Below are 13,731 nucleotides of genomic sequence, written 5' to 3'. Positions count from 1 at the left end.
ATCACCATCGGGCCCCGGACGCCAGCGATTGATGGTCTGAATCGGTACACCAGGTGCGGTTGTCACGACTGGCCGTGCATCCGTCCGATCGCGAGCGCCAGCCGCAGACTGAACGCATCACGCGGATTGGTCGGCGCCAGGCCGGTGATCTCCCCGATCCGCCGCAGCCGGTAACGCACGGTGTTGGGGTGAACGAACAACATTCGTGCGGTGCTCTCCAGGGCGCCACCGCTGTCGAGGTAGACCGAGAGCGTCTCGACCAGCGTCGGGCCCGCGGCGTCCAGTGGCTTGTAGACGTCGGACACCAATCGGCGGCGGGCCTCGGTGTCGCCGGCGAGGACGCGCTCGGGCAGCAGATCGGCCGCCGCCACCGGCCGGGGAGCCGCCGGCCAAGCCGCGACCGCCCGCCAACCCGCCTCGGCGGCGCGTGCGGACTCCGGTGCGCCGGAGAGCGTCGGCACCGCGTGGCCGACGACGATCGGCCCCGGCCCGAACTCGGCCAGCAACATCTGGGTCGCGCGCACCGGGTCGTCGGCGCCGCCCAGCACCGCGACCAGCCGCTGGCCCTGGACGCCTGCCAGCACGTCGAGCCCGGCGCGGCGGCCGGTGTGCACGAGGCTGTCGACGATCTGGTCCGAGTCGCTCACGGTCGCGGAGTTCGGCGCGGTGCCGATCACCACCGCCACCGGCGACAGATCGGTCCACCCCAGGGCGGCCGCGCGGCTGGCCAGCGCGTCCGCCGGGTCACCGCGGAGCAACGCGTCCACCAGCAGCGCTTGGAGCCGCAGGTCCCAGGCTCCGCGGGTCTCCGCTGCCCGGGCGTACACCTCGGCGGTCGCGAACGCGATCTCCCGCGAGTAGCGGAGTATCGCCTCCCGCAGCTCGGCCTCCTCGCCGGGTGCGGCCAACTCGCCGGCCTGCTCCTCGGCGACCTCGACGGTGATCTTCACCATCGCCAGGGCCTGCTGCAGCGTCACCGACCGGGCCATCTCCCGCGGCGCCGCGCCGAACACGTCGCCGGTCACCTTCGGGCGCATCTGCGGGCTGCGCATCCACTGCACGAGCGAGCCGATACCGGCCTGCACGACCAGCGTGACCCACGAGCGCTGGTCAGCCGGGAGCGACCGGAACCAGGGCAGCGTGTCGTCCATCCGCGCCACGCTGCGGGTCGCCAGCGCACCGGATGCGCGTTCGATCCGGCGGAGCGTCGCGACGAGCGGGGCGGTGGTCACGGGCGAAGCGTGCCATGTCGCGGGCGCGCCCGGCGCAGGTGCTCCCGGACTGGGACGAGCGCGGTTGGATAGGGCTTATGAGTGAGATGTTGCCAGGGGGAGGGGCGCCGGGCCGGCTGCTGCGCTACGGCGACGGTCCGGACCAGGTGGCCGAGTACTACCCGGGCACCGACCCGACGGCGCTGGTGCTGTTCGTCCACGGCGGCTTCTGGCGGGCGCGCTACGACCGGACGCACGCCCGCCCGCTGGCGGCCGCGCTGTCCGAGGCCGGGTTCGCGGTCCTCCTCCCGGAGTACCGCCGCGTAGGGCAGCCCGGCGGCGGGTGGCCCGGCACGCTGCACGACGTCGCCACCGCGGTCGACGAGCTCCCGGCGGCGGTGGCGCCGCAGCTGCCGCTGCTGGTGGCCGGGCACTCCGCCGGTGGGCACCTGGCGCTCTGGGCGGCGGCGCGTCACCACCTGCCACCGGACGCACCCGGCGCCCGCCCCGCAGCGCAGGGGATCCGTGGGGTGCTCGGGCTCGCGCCGGTCGCGGATCTGGCGTCCGCCTCTCGGCTCGGCCTGGGTGACGGCGCGACCGACGCGTTCCTCGGCGGTAGCCCCGCCGACCGTCCCGACCGTTACGCGGTCGCCGACCCGACGGCGCTGCCCCCGCCGGGTACGCCGGTGACCGTGCTGCACGGGCTCGCGGACGACATCGTGCCCACCGACGTCGTCCGGGGGTACGCCGCGGACGGACGGGCCGAGTTCGTCCTCCTGCCCGGCGCGGACCACTTCGGGGTGATCACGCCCGGCTCGGAGGACTGGCCGCACGTCGTCTCGGCGCTGCGAAAGCTGGCCGACGAGGCGAAAGGCGCTGAGGAACGGCAATAATCCGTTAAGTGCCTTAGTGCACGTAAGCTCCCCCCTAACGTCAGGCGTTACGGGGGGTATGAGGTGCGGGAAGGTTCGAGGAAGCCGGCCGTCGCTCCGACCGGAGTGGAGCGGACGCTCGGCGAGGACGAGTTGATCGTCAGCAAAACGGACCCGAAGGGGATCCTGACCTACGTCAACGACGTGTTCCTCCGGATCTCGGCCTACCCGGAGGACGCGGTCCTCGGCCAGCCGCACAACATGATCCGCCATCCCGACATGCCGCGATGCGTCTTCAAGCTGCTGTGGGACACGATCAAGTCCGGGCAGGAGATCTTCGCCTACGTCGTCAACCTGGCCGGGGACGGCGCTCACTACTGGGTCTTCGCCCACGTCACGCCCTCGTTCGGGCCGGCCGGCCAGATCGTCGGGTACCACTCGAACCGGCGGAGCCCCGATCGGCAGGCGATGGAGGTCATCCGCCCGCTCTACGGCCAGCTGGTGGCCGAGGAGCGTCGGCACTCGCGGCCCGCCGACGCGCTCACCGCGTCGACCGCGATGCTGCACGAACACGCGGACGCCGTCGGCGGCTACGAACGGTTCGTCTGGTCGCTGGAGGCGGCGAGGGTGGGCGCCCGGTGAGGTCGCGAGGGAGTGCCGACGGCCTGTCCGAGCTCGAGGTGTACCGGGCGGTGCTGCGGGGGATCGCGGCGACCTGCGAGGCCGGCAGTAAGGGCGACTTCGAGGCACGGGTGCCCCGGCTGCCGGGCGAGGACCGCTACCCGGACGTCGCCACGACCCGGCACAGCCTCAATCATCTGCTCGACATGACCGACGCGTTCGTCCGGGAAGCCGGAGCGTCGCTGGCATCGGCCACCGAGGGCAGGTTCCACCGGCGGTTCCTGGAGCGCGGCATGCAGGGCGCGTTCCGCACCGGCGCCCGGTCGATCAACCAGGCCCGGGACACCATGCAGACGAGCGCCCGCCGGGCCGAGGACGTGACGGGGCACCGGCTGGAGCTGGCCGCGGAGTTCGAGACCGCCGTGCTCTCGGTGGCCGAGCACGTCGCCGCCGCCTCCACCGAGCTGGGAGCGTCGGCGCAGACGCTCGCGACGGCGACCCGCAGCGCGGTGGACGCCACCGACCAGGCCACCGGCACGATCCGGACGATGAGTGAGGCCTCGGCGCAGATCGCGCAGATCGTCCAGATCATTACGAAGATCGCGGCGCAGACGCGGCTGCTCGCGCTGAACGCGACGATCGAGGCTGCCAGGGCCGGCGAGGCCGGTAAGGGCTTCGGCGTGGTGGCGACCGAGGTCAAGCAGCTCGCGGACGAGACGTCGCGCGCCAGCGAGCGGATCCTCGAGCAGGTCACCGACGCCGGATCGCGGACGGACGACGCGGTGGGGGCGATCCGCAGCGTCACGGCGTCGGTCTCGGAGATGGACCAGATGGCGGCCGGTATCGCCGAGGCCGTGGAGGGCGGCGGCGGGGTGGGTGGCCTGTCGCAGATGGCCGAGACGCTGAGCAGCGAGGTCACGAAGTTCCTGGGGATCCTGCGCCAGCAGTGATGAGCGCACCGATCCGGCGTGTCACATCCGTGTAATTACGTCACCGAAGTTCTAATCTGTGCACATGGCGAAGCATCGTGCGATATGTCCTTCTTTGGTCACCGTCGCGTCTCTCCTGACCCTGCTGCTCGGGGCCGCGGTCATGGCCGAGGTCGCGGTCGCTGCGGTGCCTGCTCTGCTGGTCTGGCAACTGGCCGTGGCCTGGGTGGCGTGTTCGGTCGCTCTCGGGCTGCGCGAGGGGCGCCGCTGGGCTCTGTACGCCACGGCGGGGCTGGCCGCGGTCAGCCCGGGCCTCGCGTTCGTCGCCGCGGACGAGGTCGGGCCGGTGGCCGCGGCTCCGTTCCTGCTGGCGCCGACCGCGCTGGCGCTCCTCATCCCCGAGCGATCGGCGCGCTGGTTGCGTCGTCGTCGGCCGGCTTCGAACTCCACCGGGCGGACGACCGTCAGCGCCCCGGTCCGGACGTCGGCCGGCACCCCGATCCCCGCATCGGCTGCGATCGCGGTCCAGAGCGACTACGTACTCGTCGGCGTCGCTCCGGGTGGCCGCGTGAGCGGCTGAGTTACCCGGGGTCGAGGGCTCCCCGGGCTGAGGGCCGGTCGACGACCGGTCGGGGAGCCACGGCCGGGCAGCGCGTGCGCGCTGCCCGGCCGCTTCGTGTTCGGGTCCGGCCTGGGCGCCGGAGCGGTGTGCACTTGGGCCGCCTATGGGTCGCCGGAACGCACACCGCTCGGCGCTGTGCGTACAGCGCTCGCGGCTCAGATGTCGCGGAGGCGGGGGAGGACCCGCTCGGTCACCTGGCTCGTCCAGGCGGACGGGTCGTCGGTGTTGCTCGGGCTGAGCCAGACCTGCTCGACGCCGACCTTCGCGTACGCCTCCATCGCGCGGAGGAACGCGTCGGTGTCGCCGAGCGGATCGAGGCTGGTGATGATCGTCTTCTCGATCTCGTTCACGTCGCGGCCCTCGTCCGCGCAGTGCCGGGTGAGGACGTCGATCTTGTGCGCCACGGTCTCGACGTCCGGCGCGAACAGGTTGCACGCGTCGCCGTACTTCGCGACGAACTTGAGCGTCTTCTTCTCGCCGGAGCCGCCGATCATCACCGGGGGACCGGTCCGTCGACCGGCGTTGGGCCGCTGGATGGGTTTGGGTTCGCAGATCGTCTCGGCGAGGTGGTAGTGCTTGCCCTGGTACGGGCCGTCGTTGTCGCTGAACATCTGCGCGGTGATCTGCAGCGTCTCCTCCAGCCGCTCGAATCGCTCCGCGGTGGGCGGGTACGGGACGCCGAGCGCGTGGTGCTCGCGCTCGTACCAGGCCGCGCCGATGCCGAACATCGCCCGGCCACCGGACAGCACGTCCAGCGTGGCGACGGTCTTCGCGAGCAGGCCGGGGTGCCGGTAGGTGACGCCGGTGACGAGCAGGCCGAGCCGGACCTTGCGGGTGATCCCGGCGAGGAATCCCAGTCCGGTGTAGCCCTCCAGCATCGGCTCGGTCGCCGGGGCCATCGCCTCCATCTGGAACCAGTGGTCCATCAGCGTGAACGTCGTCGCGCCACCCTCGTCGGCGGCCCGAGCGGTCGCGGCGAGCAACGGCGCGACCGCGGTGTTCCCGCCCGGGTAGGAGAAGTTCGGATAGTGGATCGCAAGTTTCACGACCCGAACCTAAATCCCCTCGCCGCCCCCTGCATCTCGCCACGTGGGCGTGGTGCGCCTGCGGGGTGCGCGCCGGGGGTAGGCCTTCGCGGCTTCAGCGAGCCGCTCCGCATGCTCGGCCTGGCGTCGCCAGTGCCCGTAGAGCGCTCCCCGGGCGGCGAGCCGGTCGAACGTCGTGATCGTCTCGGCCGCGACGAACGCCGGCTCGGCGTCCCGCCAGGGTGTGCCGGGCAGCGGCATGAACGTGTGCGCGTGGACCCGGCCGCCCAGGTCGGCGACCGCCTCGGCGAGCCGCAGCGACGCCTCGGCATCGGCCGCGTCCTCGCCAGGCATTCCGAACAGGAAGTCGACGTTCGGCCGGAATCCCGCCTCGGCCGCGATGCGTACCGCGTCGAGCACCGGCTCGGCGCCGTGGCCGCGCCGCGACGCCGCCAGCATCCGGTCGGATCCGGACTGCGCCCCGATGATGATGTTGTCGTTCGAGACGTACTTCCGGAGCATCCGCATCGCGTCCGGCGTCACGTGCTCGGGCCGCACCTCGGACGGGAACGAGCCGAAGAACACCCGGCCGTGCGGCGGCAACTCGGCCCGGACCGTCCCGAGCAACTCCTCGACCGCGTCCAGGTCGGGTTCCTCGGTCTGGGTGCCGTAGGAGAGCGACGTCGGCGTGGTGAACCGGACGTCCTTCATGCCGGCGTCCACCATGGCCTTCACGTGCCACCGGACGTTCTCCACGCTGCGGTGCCGGAACCGGGCCGAGAACATGAACGGCGTCTGGCAGAACCGGCAGGCGTAGATGCATCCGCGGGTCAGCTCGATCGGCCCGAACTTGGAGTACCGCAGCGAGAACGAGCCGAACGCGTCCAGCTCCCGGGTGATCGCCGGCCCGGTGCGCACCGCGACGCCGTCGGCGTCCCGCACGGCCAGACCGCGGACGCCGGTCAGCGGGGCGTCCGTGCCGACGGCGTCCAGCAGCCGGATCACGGTCGTCTCGCCCTCGCCGATCGCGGCCACGTCCCAGCCCGCGTCGAGTACCTGCTGCGGTTCGGCGGTCGCGTGCACACCGCCCGCCACGTGCAGGACCCGCGCGTCGTCCACGAGCGCACGGATCGTGGCGAGCTCGACGGCGAGCGCAGCGGCGTCCGGGGAGTAGAAGGACCAGAGGACCAACACGCGGTCCGCCGTCCGCAGACCCGCCGTGATCTCGGCCGCGGTCGCCTCCGGAGAGGTCGCGAACGCGACCGTGAATGGTGTCTGCGGTGGCTCGGCCTCCAGCGCGCCGAGTAGCGCGTGGTGGCCGTAGGTCACGGCCTTCCGGTACCGCAGCACGACAGCGACGCTCACGGCGCCATTCTGTCAGCGGGGCAGTCCCGCACGGCCGCCGCGGCGCTCCGGGCCGATCGGCCCGGGCGCCGGCCGCTCAGTGCGCCGGGCTGGTCGGCGGTGCGGCGCCGGGACGCTGAGTCGGGACGACCACACCCGGGGGCGGCCCGGGCGGGGCATCGGTCGCGGACGGCGGGCTCTCCGGCGCGATGTTCCACGTCAGAGTCACGGTCACCGGGGCGCGAGCGCCGGGCGCGGGGGGCTCGTACGTCACGTCCACCCGGTCCGGGCGCCCGGGGGCGCTGCTGCAGACGCACTCCGCGAGCCACGTCCCGGAGGGCGTCCGGTCCGGACCGTCCGGCGCGGAGTGGATGATGACGGCCGTTCCGTCGGGGAGTCGGACCTGGTCTGGCACGAGGGATCGCCTCCTTCGAGGACGCCCGGCCGATTGCGAGCATGCGGCGCCGTCACCATCGTCGGAGGCGGTACCGAGGTTGGGGGTCGATCAGGAACCCGGTCGCGCGCGGGGGCCGGGGTAACCGCGCGTTAGTGGCTGGTTACCCCATCGCTGCGGCGCTGAAAACGGCTAGGCGGATCGATCCAGACGAATAACCGGTGCGTCGGTTGTGGCCCGCAGGCGTACGCCCGTGGGCTGCTGTGCGGCAGCCCGTGCCTGGTTACCGTGGCCCGATGAGCGTTTCCGTGCGGCGTCAGCGGGTCGCGTCCCTGGTGCCGGTGACCGTCGTGGTCGTACTGGGGCTGCTCCTCGCTGCGGTCGAGATCGGGCGGCTCCACCAGGACGTCGTGCTCCTCGTCCCGGTCATCGTCGTGCTGGCCTGGCCGATCGTCGGGCTGCGCCGCCGTCCACTGCTCGCGCTGGTGCTGGTCCTGGTGCCCACCGCGGTGCTGACCCCGCTGCTCGGTGCGGAGATCGTCGGTCCGGTCAGCGTGCTGGCGATCGGCGTTGCGGTCGGCGTGCTCGCGGCCACCCGCTCCTGGCGGGTGTCGCTGCCCGGCGCGGGATTGGCGCTCGCGCTGGAGTTCGCCCTCGCCGCCGCGTACTACACGGCCGGCGCCGGCGACTCCCTGCGCAGCGCAGAGGTTCTCCTGCTGGCGATGGTCTGCGTCTGGACGGTCGGGAACTCGGTGCGGCAGCGGCGGCTGCGGCTGGAGGCCCGCCGGGTCGAGGACACCGAGCGCGCGGTCGCGGCCGAACGTCTGCGCATCGCCCGGGAGCTGCACGACATGATCGCCCACAGCATGGGCGTGATCGCGATCCAGGCGGGGGTCGGCCGACGCGTCATCGAGAGCCGGCCGGCCGAGGCCCGCAACGCCCTGGACGCGATCGAGACGACCAGCCGTCAGACGCTGGCCGAGCTGCGCCGGACGCTCACTGCGCTGCGCCGGTCCGATCCGGAGGGAGCGCCGGTCGGCCCGGCGCCCGGCCTCGCGGATCTCGACCGACTGGTCAGCACCGCCGGGGACGCCGGCGTCGAGGTGGCCGTCGAGCGCACCGGCCAGGTCCGTGAGCTGCCGGGCGACCTGGAGCTGTCCGCGTACCGGATCGTCCAGGAGGCCGTGACGAACGTCGTGCGCCACGCCGCCACCGACCGGTGCCGGGTGCTGCTGGACTACCGGGACGACGAGCTGTCGATCGAAGTGCTCGACGACGGGCCGGGCACCGGTGCGTCCGGCAGCGGATACGGCCTGGTCGGGATGCGCGAGCGGGTGACGCTGCTGGACGGACGGTTCGCGGCCGGACCGCGTCCCGAAGGCGGGTTCCGGGTGGCGGCACAGCTCCCGACACCGGTCGACGCATGAGCGTCACGATCGTCCTCGCTGACGACCAGCCGCTGATCCGCGCCGGGCTGCGTGTCCTGCTCTCCGAGACGCCGGACCTGGAGCTGCTCGGCGAGGCGGCCACCGGCACCGAAGCGGTGGCACTGGCCGAGCAGCACCGTCCGGACGTCGTCGTGATGGACCTGCGGATGCCGGAGATGGACGGCGTCGACGCGACCCGGGAGATCACCGCGCGGGTCGCCGACACCCGCGTCCTGGTGCTGACGACGTTCGACGACGACGAGTACGTCTACGCGGCGCTGCAAGCCGGCGCCAGCGGATTTCTCGTCAAGGACATGGGGCTGGACGAGATCCTGGCGGCGATCCGGGTGGTGGCCGGTGGCGACGCGCTGATCGCGCCGAGCGTCACCCGGCGCCTGATCGACACGCTGGCCGGTCGGGGGTCCACCGGACCGGGCGCCACCGGGCTGGGCGCCACCGGGAAGGGCGCCGTGAGGGCGGCCGGCCGGGGCCTTGGTGGCCGTGCGGGCCGCACCGGCGGCCCCGCGGGGCCGACCGCGCGCGGCCCGGCGTCCGACCTGATCACCCAGCGGGAGCGCGAGGTCCTGACGCTGGTGGGGCGCGGACTGTCGAACGCGGAGATCGCCGGCGAACTCGTCATCAGCGTGGCCACCGCCAAGGCGCACGTCGCGCGCCTGCTGACCAAGCTGGACGCCCGGGACCGGATCCACCTCGTGATCCTCGCCTACGAATTCGGCCTCGTCAGCCCACAGGCGTAGTCCCGCCGACCACCGGCCGAGCCCGGGACGTAAGCCTGTGGGAGGCATCTGACCTGCACAGACTGTCGTCCACAGGTCGATGTGGACGGACGGCGCGCGGCGGCACCGTGAGCGCATGTCGAAACTGCGCGTGGTGTTCGGGGCACAGGTACTGGCGGTGGTGGCGTTCGCCCTGCTCTGGAATCCGCTGGACTTCTTCATCTACCGGCTCGGCGGCCAGGTCGTCGGCGACGGCACCCGGCTCTACCTCGAGCAGCAGGCCGCGCACTGGTTCACCTACACCCCGTTCGCGGCGGTGACGTTCGTGCCGCTGTCGGTCGTGCCGCTCGTTCTCGCCCGGCTGCTCTGGGCGCTGGCGTCGGTCGCGGCGTTCGTCTGGGTGTGTCGCACCGTGCTGCTGCTGGCCGGTCGCCGGCCGACCGAGCGGGTGCTGCTCGGGGCCGCGGCGGTGGGCCTGGTGCTCGAACCGGTCTGGCACTCGCTGTTCCTGGGCCAGATCAACCTGCTGTTGCTGGCGCTGGTCGTCACCGACCTGCGGCGGGCCGCGCTCGGCAAGTCCGCGGGGATCGGCATCGGCCTCGCCGCCGCGATCAAGCTGACGCCGGGCATCTTCGTGGTGCTGCTGCTGGCCGCCGGGCGGATCCGCGCGGCGATGGTCGCCGCGGTGACGTTCGCTGCCGGGACGCTCGTCGGGTGGCTGGTCGCGCCGGAGGCGTCGCTGGTGTACTGGCGGGACGTCTTCTACGACACGACCCGGGTCGGCGTCCCGTACGTCAGCAACCAGTCGCCGTACGGCGCGCTGGTGCGGATCCTGGGGAGCCGGGAGGACGTCGGCGCCTGGTACGTCCTGATCCCGCTGACGCTCGGCGCGGCCGGACTCGCGGCGGGCGCGGTGTACGCCCGGCGGGGTGACTGGCTCGCCGCCCTGGCGGCGACCGGGCTGACCGGGCTGCTCGTGTCGCCGATCTCGTGGAGTCACCACTGGGTGTGGGCGTTACCGGCGCTGGTGGTGCTCTGGCGGGACGGTTACCGCCGGGCCGCTCTCGCCGCGGGCGCGGTGTTCGTGGCGTCCCCGATGTGGTTCACGCGGCTGCTCGACTGGCCGGACGAGATCGAGGCCGTACGGGTGGTCGTCGCCAACACGTACTTGCTCCTCGGGCTCGGGCTGCTGGCTCACCTGGCCGTGGCGGTCCGCCGGTCCGCGTCGCGGCCGGACGACGTCGGCACGCTCACCGAGGAGCAGCCCGTCGGGGAGCCGCCGCTCGACGAGCGGTCCCTCGACGCGGCGGCGCCGCGGGCCTGACCCCTGACCACCGCCCGGCACGGAAGGGCCCCGGCACCTGTGCGGTGCCGGGGCTCTCCCGTCGTGCTCGGCGTCGCGTCAGGACGCGCCGCCGGTCTCGCCGGCCCGAGGGTCGGTGCTGCGGGCGCCGCCGGTCAGGTTGCGCCGCCGGTCTCGCCGGCCCGAGGGTCGGTGCTGCGGGCGCCGCCGGTCAGGTTGCGCCGCCGGTCTCGCCGGCCCGAGGGTCGGTGCTGCGGGCGCCGCCGGTCAGGTTGCGCCGCCGGTCTCGCCGGCCCGAGGGTCGGTGCTGCGGGCGCCGCCGGTCAGGTTGCGCCGCCGGTCTCGCCGGGCGGCGCGGCGGTCACGTCGTCGATGCGGTACTTCGCGACCGCGTCCGCCGCCACCGAGGCCTCGATCTCGCCCCGGCGCGCCAGCGCCCGCAGCGTCGCCACCGCGATCGACTCGGCGTCCACCTTGAAGTGCCGCCGCAGGGCGTGCCGGGTGTCGGACGCGCCGAACCCGTCGGTGCCCAGCGAGGTGTAGTCGCTCGGAACCCAGCGGGAGATCTGGTCCGGTACCGCCCGCATCCAGTCGCTGGACGCGATGACCGGCCCTTCGGCGTCGGCCAGCTGGGCGGTCACCCACGGCGTCCGCGGCTCGGCGTCCGGCTGCAGGAGCGCGTCACCGTCCGCGGCGACCGCGTCCCGCCGGAGCTCGGTCCAGGACGTCACCGACCACACGTCGGCGGAGACGTTCCAGTCCTCGGCCAGCAGCTGCTGGGCCCGCAGGGCCCAGGGGAGCGCCACACCGGACGCGAGCAGCTGCGCCCTGGCCGCCCCCTCGGCGGCCTTCGGCGCCGGCGCGAACCGGTACATGCCGCGGAGGATGCCCTCCTCGGTCACGTGATCCGGCATCGCCGGCTGCGCCATCGGCTCGTTGTAGACGGTCAGGTAGTAGTAGATGTTCTCCGGGTTCTCCCCGTACATCCGCCGGAGAGCGTCCTCGGTGATCACCGCCACCTCGTAGGACCACGCCGGGTCGTACGAGACGACCGCCGGGTTGGTCGAGGCCAGCAGCAGCGAGTGACCGTCCTCGTGCTGGAGCCCCTCGCCGTTCAGCGTCGTGCGGCCGGCGGTGGCGCCGAGCACGAACCCGCGGGCCAGCTGGTCGGCGGCGGCCCAGAACGCGTCGCCGGTGCGCTGGAAGCCGAACATCGAGTAGAAGATGTAGACCGGAATCATCGGTTCGCCCTGGGTGGCGTAGGACGTCCCGGCCGCGGTGAACGATGCGACCGAACCGGCCTCGTTGATGCCCTCGTGCAGGATCTGGCCCTGCTTCGACTCCTTGTACGCCAGCATCAGCTCGCGGTCGACCGAGGTGTAGCCCTGGCCGTGGGGCGAGTAGATCTTGGCGGTCGGGAATAGCGAGTCCATGCCGAACGTCCGCGCCTCGTCCGGGATGATCGGTACGAAGCGGGCCCCGATGTTCTTGTCCTTCATCAGGTCCTTGAGCTGCCGGACGAAGGCCATCGTGGTGGCGACCTTCTGCTTGCCGGAGCCCTTCTTCAGCTGGGCGTACATCTCCTTGCCCGGGAGAGCCAGCGGCGTGGACCGGTCCACGCGCCGCGGCAGCGACCCGCCGAGCTGGCGACGGCGCTCCATCAGGTACTGGTGCTCGTCGGAGTCCTCCGCGGGGCGGTAGTACGGCGGCAGGTACTTGTCGAGCTTCTCGTCCGGGATGTCCAGATAGAGCCGGTCGCGGAACTCCTTCAGGTCGTCCTGAGTGAGCTTCTTCATCTGGTGCGTGGCGTTGCGGGCCTCGAAGTGGCTGCCGAGCGTCCAGCCCTTGATCGTCTTGGCGAGGATCACGGTCGGCTGGCCGGAGTGCTCGGTCGCGGCCTTGTAGGCGGCGTAGAGCTTCCGGTAGTCGTGGCCACCACGCTTGAGGTTCCAGATCTCGTCGTCCGAGAGGTGCTCGACCATCTTGCGGGTGCGCGGGTCGCGTCCGAAAAAGTGTTCGCGGACGAACGCGCCGGACTCGGCCTTGTAGGTCTGGTAGTCACCGTCGGGCGTGGTGTTCATCAGGTTGACCAGCGCGCCGTCGGTGTCGGCGGCCAGCAGCGGGTCCCACTCGCGACCCCAGACGACCTTGATGACGTTCCAGCCGGCGCCGCGGAAGAACGACTCCAGCTCCTGGATCACCTTGCCGTTGCCGCGCACCGGCCCGTCGAGTCGCTGCAGGTTGCAGTTGATGACGAACGTGAGGTTGTCCAGCTCCTCGCGGGCGGCCAGGCCGATCGCACCGAGCGACTCGGGCTCGTCCATCTCGCCGTCGCCGAGGAACGCCCACACGTGCTGCTTGCTGGTGTCGCGGATCCCGCGCGAGTGCAGGTACCGGTTGAACCGGGCCTGGTAGATCGCGTTGATCGGGCCCAGACCCATCGAGACGGTGGGGAACTCCCAGAACTCCGGCATCAGCCGCGGGTGCGGGTAGCTGGACAGGCCGCCGCCGGGGTGGGAGAACTCCTGCCGGAATCCGTCGAGCTGGTGCTCGGTTAGCCGGCCCTCGAGGTACGCCCGGGCGTACATACCGGGCGACGCGTGACCCTGGAAGAAGATCTGGTCACCGCCGCCGGGGTCGTCGTGCCCGCGGAAGAAGTGGTTGAACCCCACTTCGTACAGGCTCGCGCTCGACGCGTACGTCGAGATGTGTCCGCCGACCTCGATGCCGGGACGCTGGGCCCGGTGCACGAGGATCGCGGCGTTCCATCGCATGTACGCCCGGAGCCGGCGCTCGATGTGCTCGTCGCCGGGGAACCACGGCTCCCGCTCCGGCGGGATGGTGTTGATGTAGTCGGTGCTGCGCAGGGCCGGAACCCCGACCTGCTTCTCGCGGGCACGCTCCAACAGCCGCAGCATGATGTACCGGGCCCGCTGGCGGCCGGCGTTGTCGATCACCGCATCCAGCGACTCGAGCCACTCGGACGTCTCCCCGGGATCGATGTCCGGGAGCTGGCTGGGCAGCCCGTCGCTGATCACCGGGAGCCGTTCGCGTGAGTTCGCCACGTCGATCCTCGTCACACTCGTCGGTGGGTAGGTCCGGTCGATCACGGTCGGCGACCGGCCGAGGCCACTTTTCGCTTTACCGATCCATCCTGCCTCCTGGGGGCCTGGATGGTTAGCGCCGGGGGACCGTTACCGGCGGGTAGTGTCACCGCCTGACCACACCCGTCGCGGCAGACTCGGG

The 13,731-nt window shown here is 72.3% G+C and carries 12 protein-coding genes; 7 read left to right on the top strand and 5 right to left on the bottom strand.

The annotated features are described in order from the left end of the window. Positions 1 to 62: 62 nt before the first annotated feature. A complete protein-coding gene (locus ABEB28_RS15090) occupies positions 63 to 1,232 on the bottom strand; it encodes a PucR family transcriptional regulator (protein WP_345728715.1) in 1,170 nt (389 codons plus the stop codon). Between the two features lie 77 nt (positions 1,233 to 1,309). Between ABEB28_RS15090 and ABEB28_RS15085 the strand changes: the two genes are divergently transcribed. From ABEB28_RS15085 to ABEB28_RS15070, 4 genes are all read left to right on the top strand, one after another. Next, positions 1,310 to 2,104, top strand: a complete 795-nt coding sequence (locus tag ABEB28_RS15085) for an alpha/beta hydrolase family protein (protein ID WP_345728714.1) — start codon at positions 1,310 to 1,312, stop codon at positions 2,102 to 2,104. A gap of 63 nt (positions 2,105 to 2,167) precedes the next feature. Continuing rightward, positions 2,168 to 2,725 (top strand): PAS domain-containing protein, encoded by a 558-nt coding sequence (locus ABEB28_RS15080; protein ID WP_345728713.1) that lies wholly within the window; start codon positions 2,168 to 2,170, stop codon positions 2,723 to 2,725. Further along, positions 2,722 to 3,654 (top strand): methyl-accepting chemotaxis protein, encoded by a 933-nt coding sequence (locus ABEB28_RS15075; protein WP_345728712.1) that lies wholly within the window; start codon positions 2,722 to 2,724, stop codon positions 3,652 to 3,654. Before ABEB28_RS15080 ends, ABEB28_RS15075 begins: the two co-directional genes overlap by 4 nt. A 64-nt stretch (positions 3,655 to 3,718) precedes the next feature. Further along, positions 3,719 to 4,213 carry a hypothetical protein gene (locus ABEB28_RS15070; protein WP_345728711.1) on the top strand — a complete coding sequence of 165 codons (495 nt, stop codon included), beginning with the start codon at positions 3,719 to 3,721 and terminating at the stop codon, positions 4,211 to 4,213. Between the two features lie 197 nt (positions 4,214 to 4,410). On the opposite strand, the gene ABEB28_RS15065 is transcribed toward ABEB28_RS15070, so the two are convergent. The 3 genes from ABEB28_RS15065 to ABEB28_RS15055 form a co-directional block, all read right to left on the bottom strand. Further along, the gene (locus tag ABEB28_RS15065; RefSeq protein ID WP_345728710.1) at positions 4,411 to 5,301 is read right to left on the bottom strand and encodes an LLM class F420-dependent oxidoreductase; all 891 of its coding nucleotides are present in this window, start codon (positions 5,299 to 5,301) and stop codon (positions 4,411 to 4,413) included. Positions 5,302 to 5,310: 9 nt separating this feature from the next. Further along, entirely contained in the window at positions 5,311 to 6,645 is a 1,335-nt protein-coding gene (locus tag ABEB28_RS15060; protein WP_345728709.1) for a TIGR04013 family B12-binding domain/radical SAM domain-containing protein, read from the bottom strand. 76 nt (positions 6,646 to 6,721) lie between these two features. After that, a complete protein-coding gene (locus ABEB28_RS15055) occupies positions 6,722 to 7,039 on the bottom strand; it encodes a hypothetical protein (RefSeq protein ID WP_345728708.1) in 318 nt (105 codons plus the stop codon). Positions 7,040 to 7,314: 275 nt separating this feature from the next. On the opposite strand from ABEB28_RS15055, the gene ABEB28_RS15050 reads away from it, so the two are divergent. The 3 genes from ABEB28_RS15050 (at position 7,315) to ABEB28_RS15040 (ending at position 10,506) form a co-directional block, all read left to right on the top strand. Further along, on the top strand, positions 7,315 to 8,445 hold the full coding sequence (locus tag ABEB28_RS15050; RefSeq protein ID WP_345728707.1) for a sensor histidine kinase: 1,131 nt from the start codon (positions 7,315 to 7,317) through the stop codon (positions 8,443 to 8,445). Further along, positions 8,442 to 9,203 (top strand): response regulator, encoded by a 762-nt coding sequence (locus tag ABEB28_RS15045; protein ID WP_345728706.1) that lies wholly within the window; start codon positions 8,442 to 8,444, stop codon positions 9,201 to 9,203. Before ABEB28_RS15050 ends, ABEB28_RS15045 begins: the two co-directional genes overlap by 4 nt. 115 nt (positions 9,204 to 9,318) lie before the next feature. After that, positions 9,319 to 10,506: a glycosyltransferase 87 family protein gene (locus tag ABEB28_RS15040; protein WP_345728705.1), complete on the top strand. Its 1,188-nt coding sequence runs from the start codon at positions 9,319 to 9,321 to the stop codon at positions 10,504 to 10,506. A gap of 302 nt (positions 10,507 to 10,808) precedes the next feature. Here the strand turns inward: ABEB28_RS15040 and aceE are convergent, their stop codons facing one another. Then, positions 10,809 to 13,550, bottom strand: a complete 2,742-nt coding sequence (gene aceE, locus ABEB28_RS15035) for a pyruvate dehydrogenase (acetyl-transferring), homodimeric type (protein WP_345728704.1) — start codon at positions 13,548 to 13,550, stop codon at positions 10,809 to 10,811. Positions 13,551 to 13,731: the final 181 nt, after the last annotated feature.

This window comes from Cryptosporangium minutisporangium, assembly GCF_039536245.1.
GTDB classification, from domain to species: Bacteria; Actinomycetota; Actinomycetes; order Mycobacteriales; family Cryptosporangiaceae; genus Cryptosporangium; species Cryptosporangium minutisporangium.
Note: the sequence above shows the minus strand (reverse complement) of the source record. Positions and strands in the feature narration are given on the sequence as shown.

What these genes read in the sequence shown, in the direction of transcription:
- ABEB28_RS15070 (WP_345728711.1), top strand. Translation starts at nt 3,719, where the DNA reads ATGGCGAAGCATCGTGCGATATGTCCTTCTTTGGTCACCGTCGCGTCT.
- ABEB28_RS15050 (WP_345728707.1), top strand. Translation starts at nt 7,315, where the DNA reads ATGAGCGTTTCCGTGCGGCGTCAGCGGGTCGCGTCCCTGGTGCCGGTG.
- ABEB28_RS15040 (WP_345728705.1), top strand. Translation starts at nt 9,319, where the DNA reads ATGTCGAAACTGCGCGTGGTGTTCGGGGCACAGGTACTGGCGGTGGTG.
- ABEB28_RS15045 (WP_345728706.1), top strand. Translation starts at nt 8,442, where the DNA reads ATGAGCGTCACGATCGTCCTCGCTGACGACCAGCCGCTGATCCGCGCC.
- ABEB28_RS15085 (WP_345728714.1), top strand. Translation starts at nt 1,310, where the DNA reads ATGAGTGAGATGTTGCCAGGGGGAGGGGCGCCGGGCCGGCTGCTGCGC.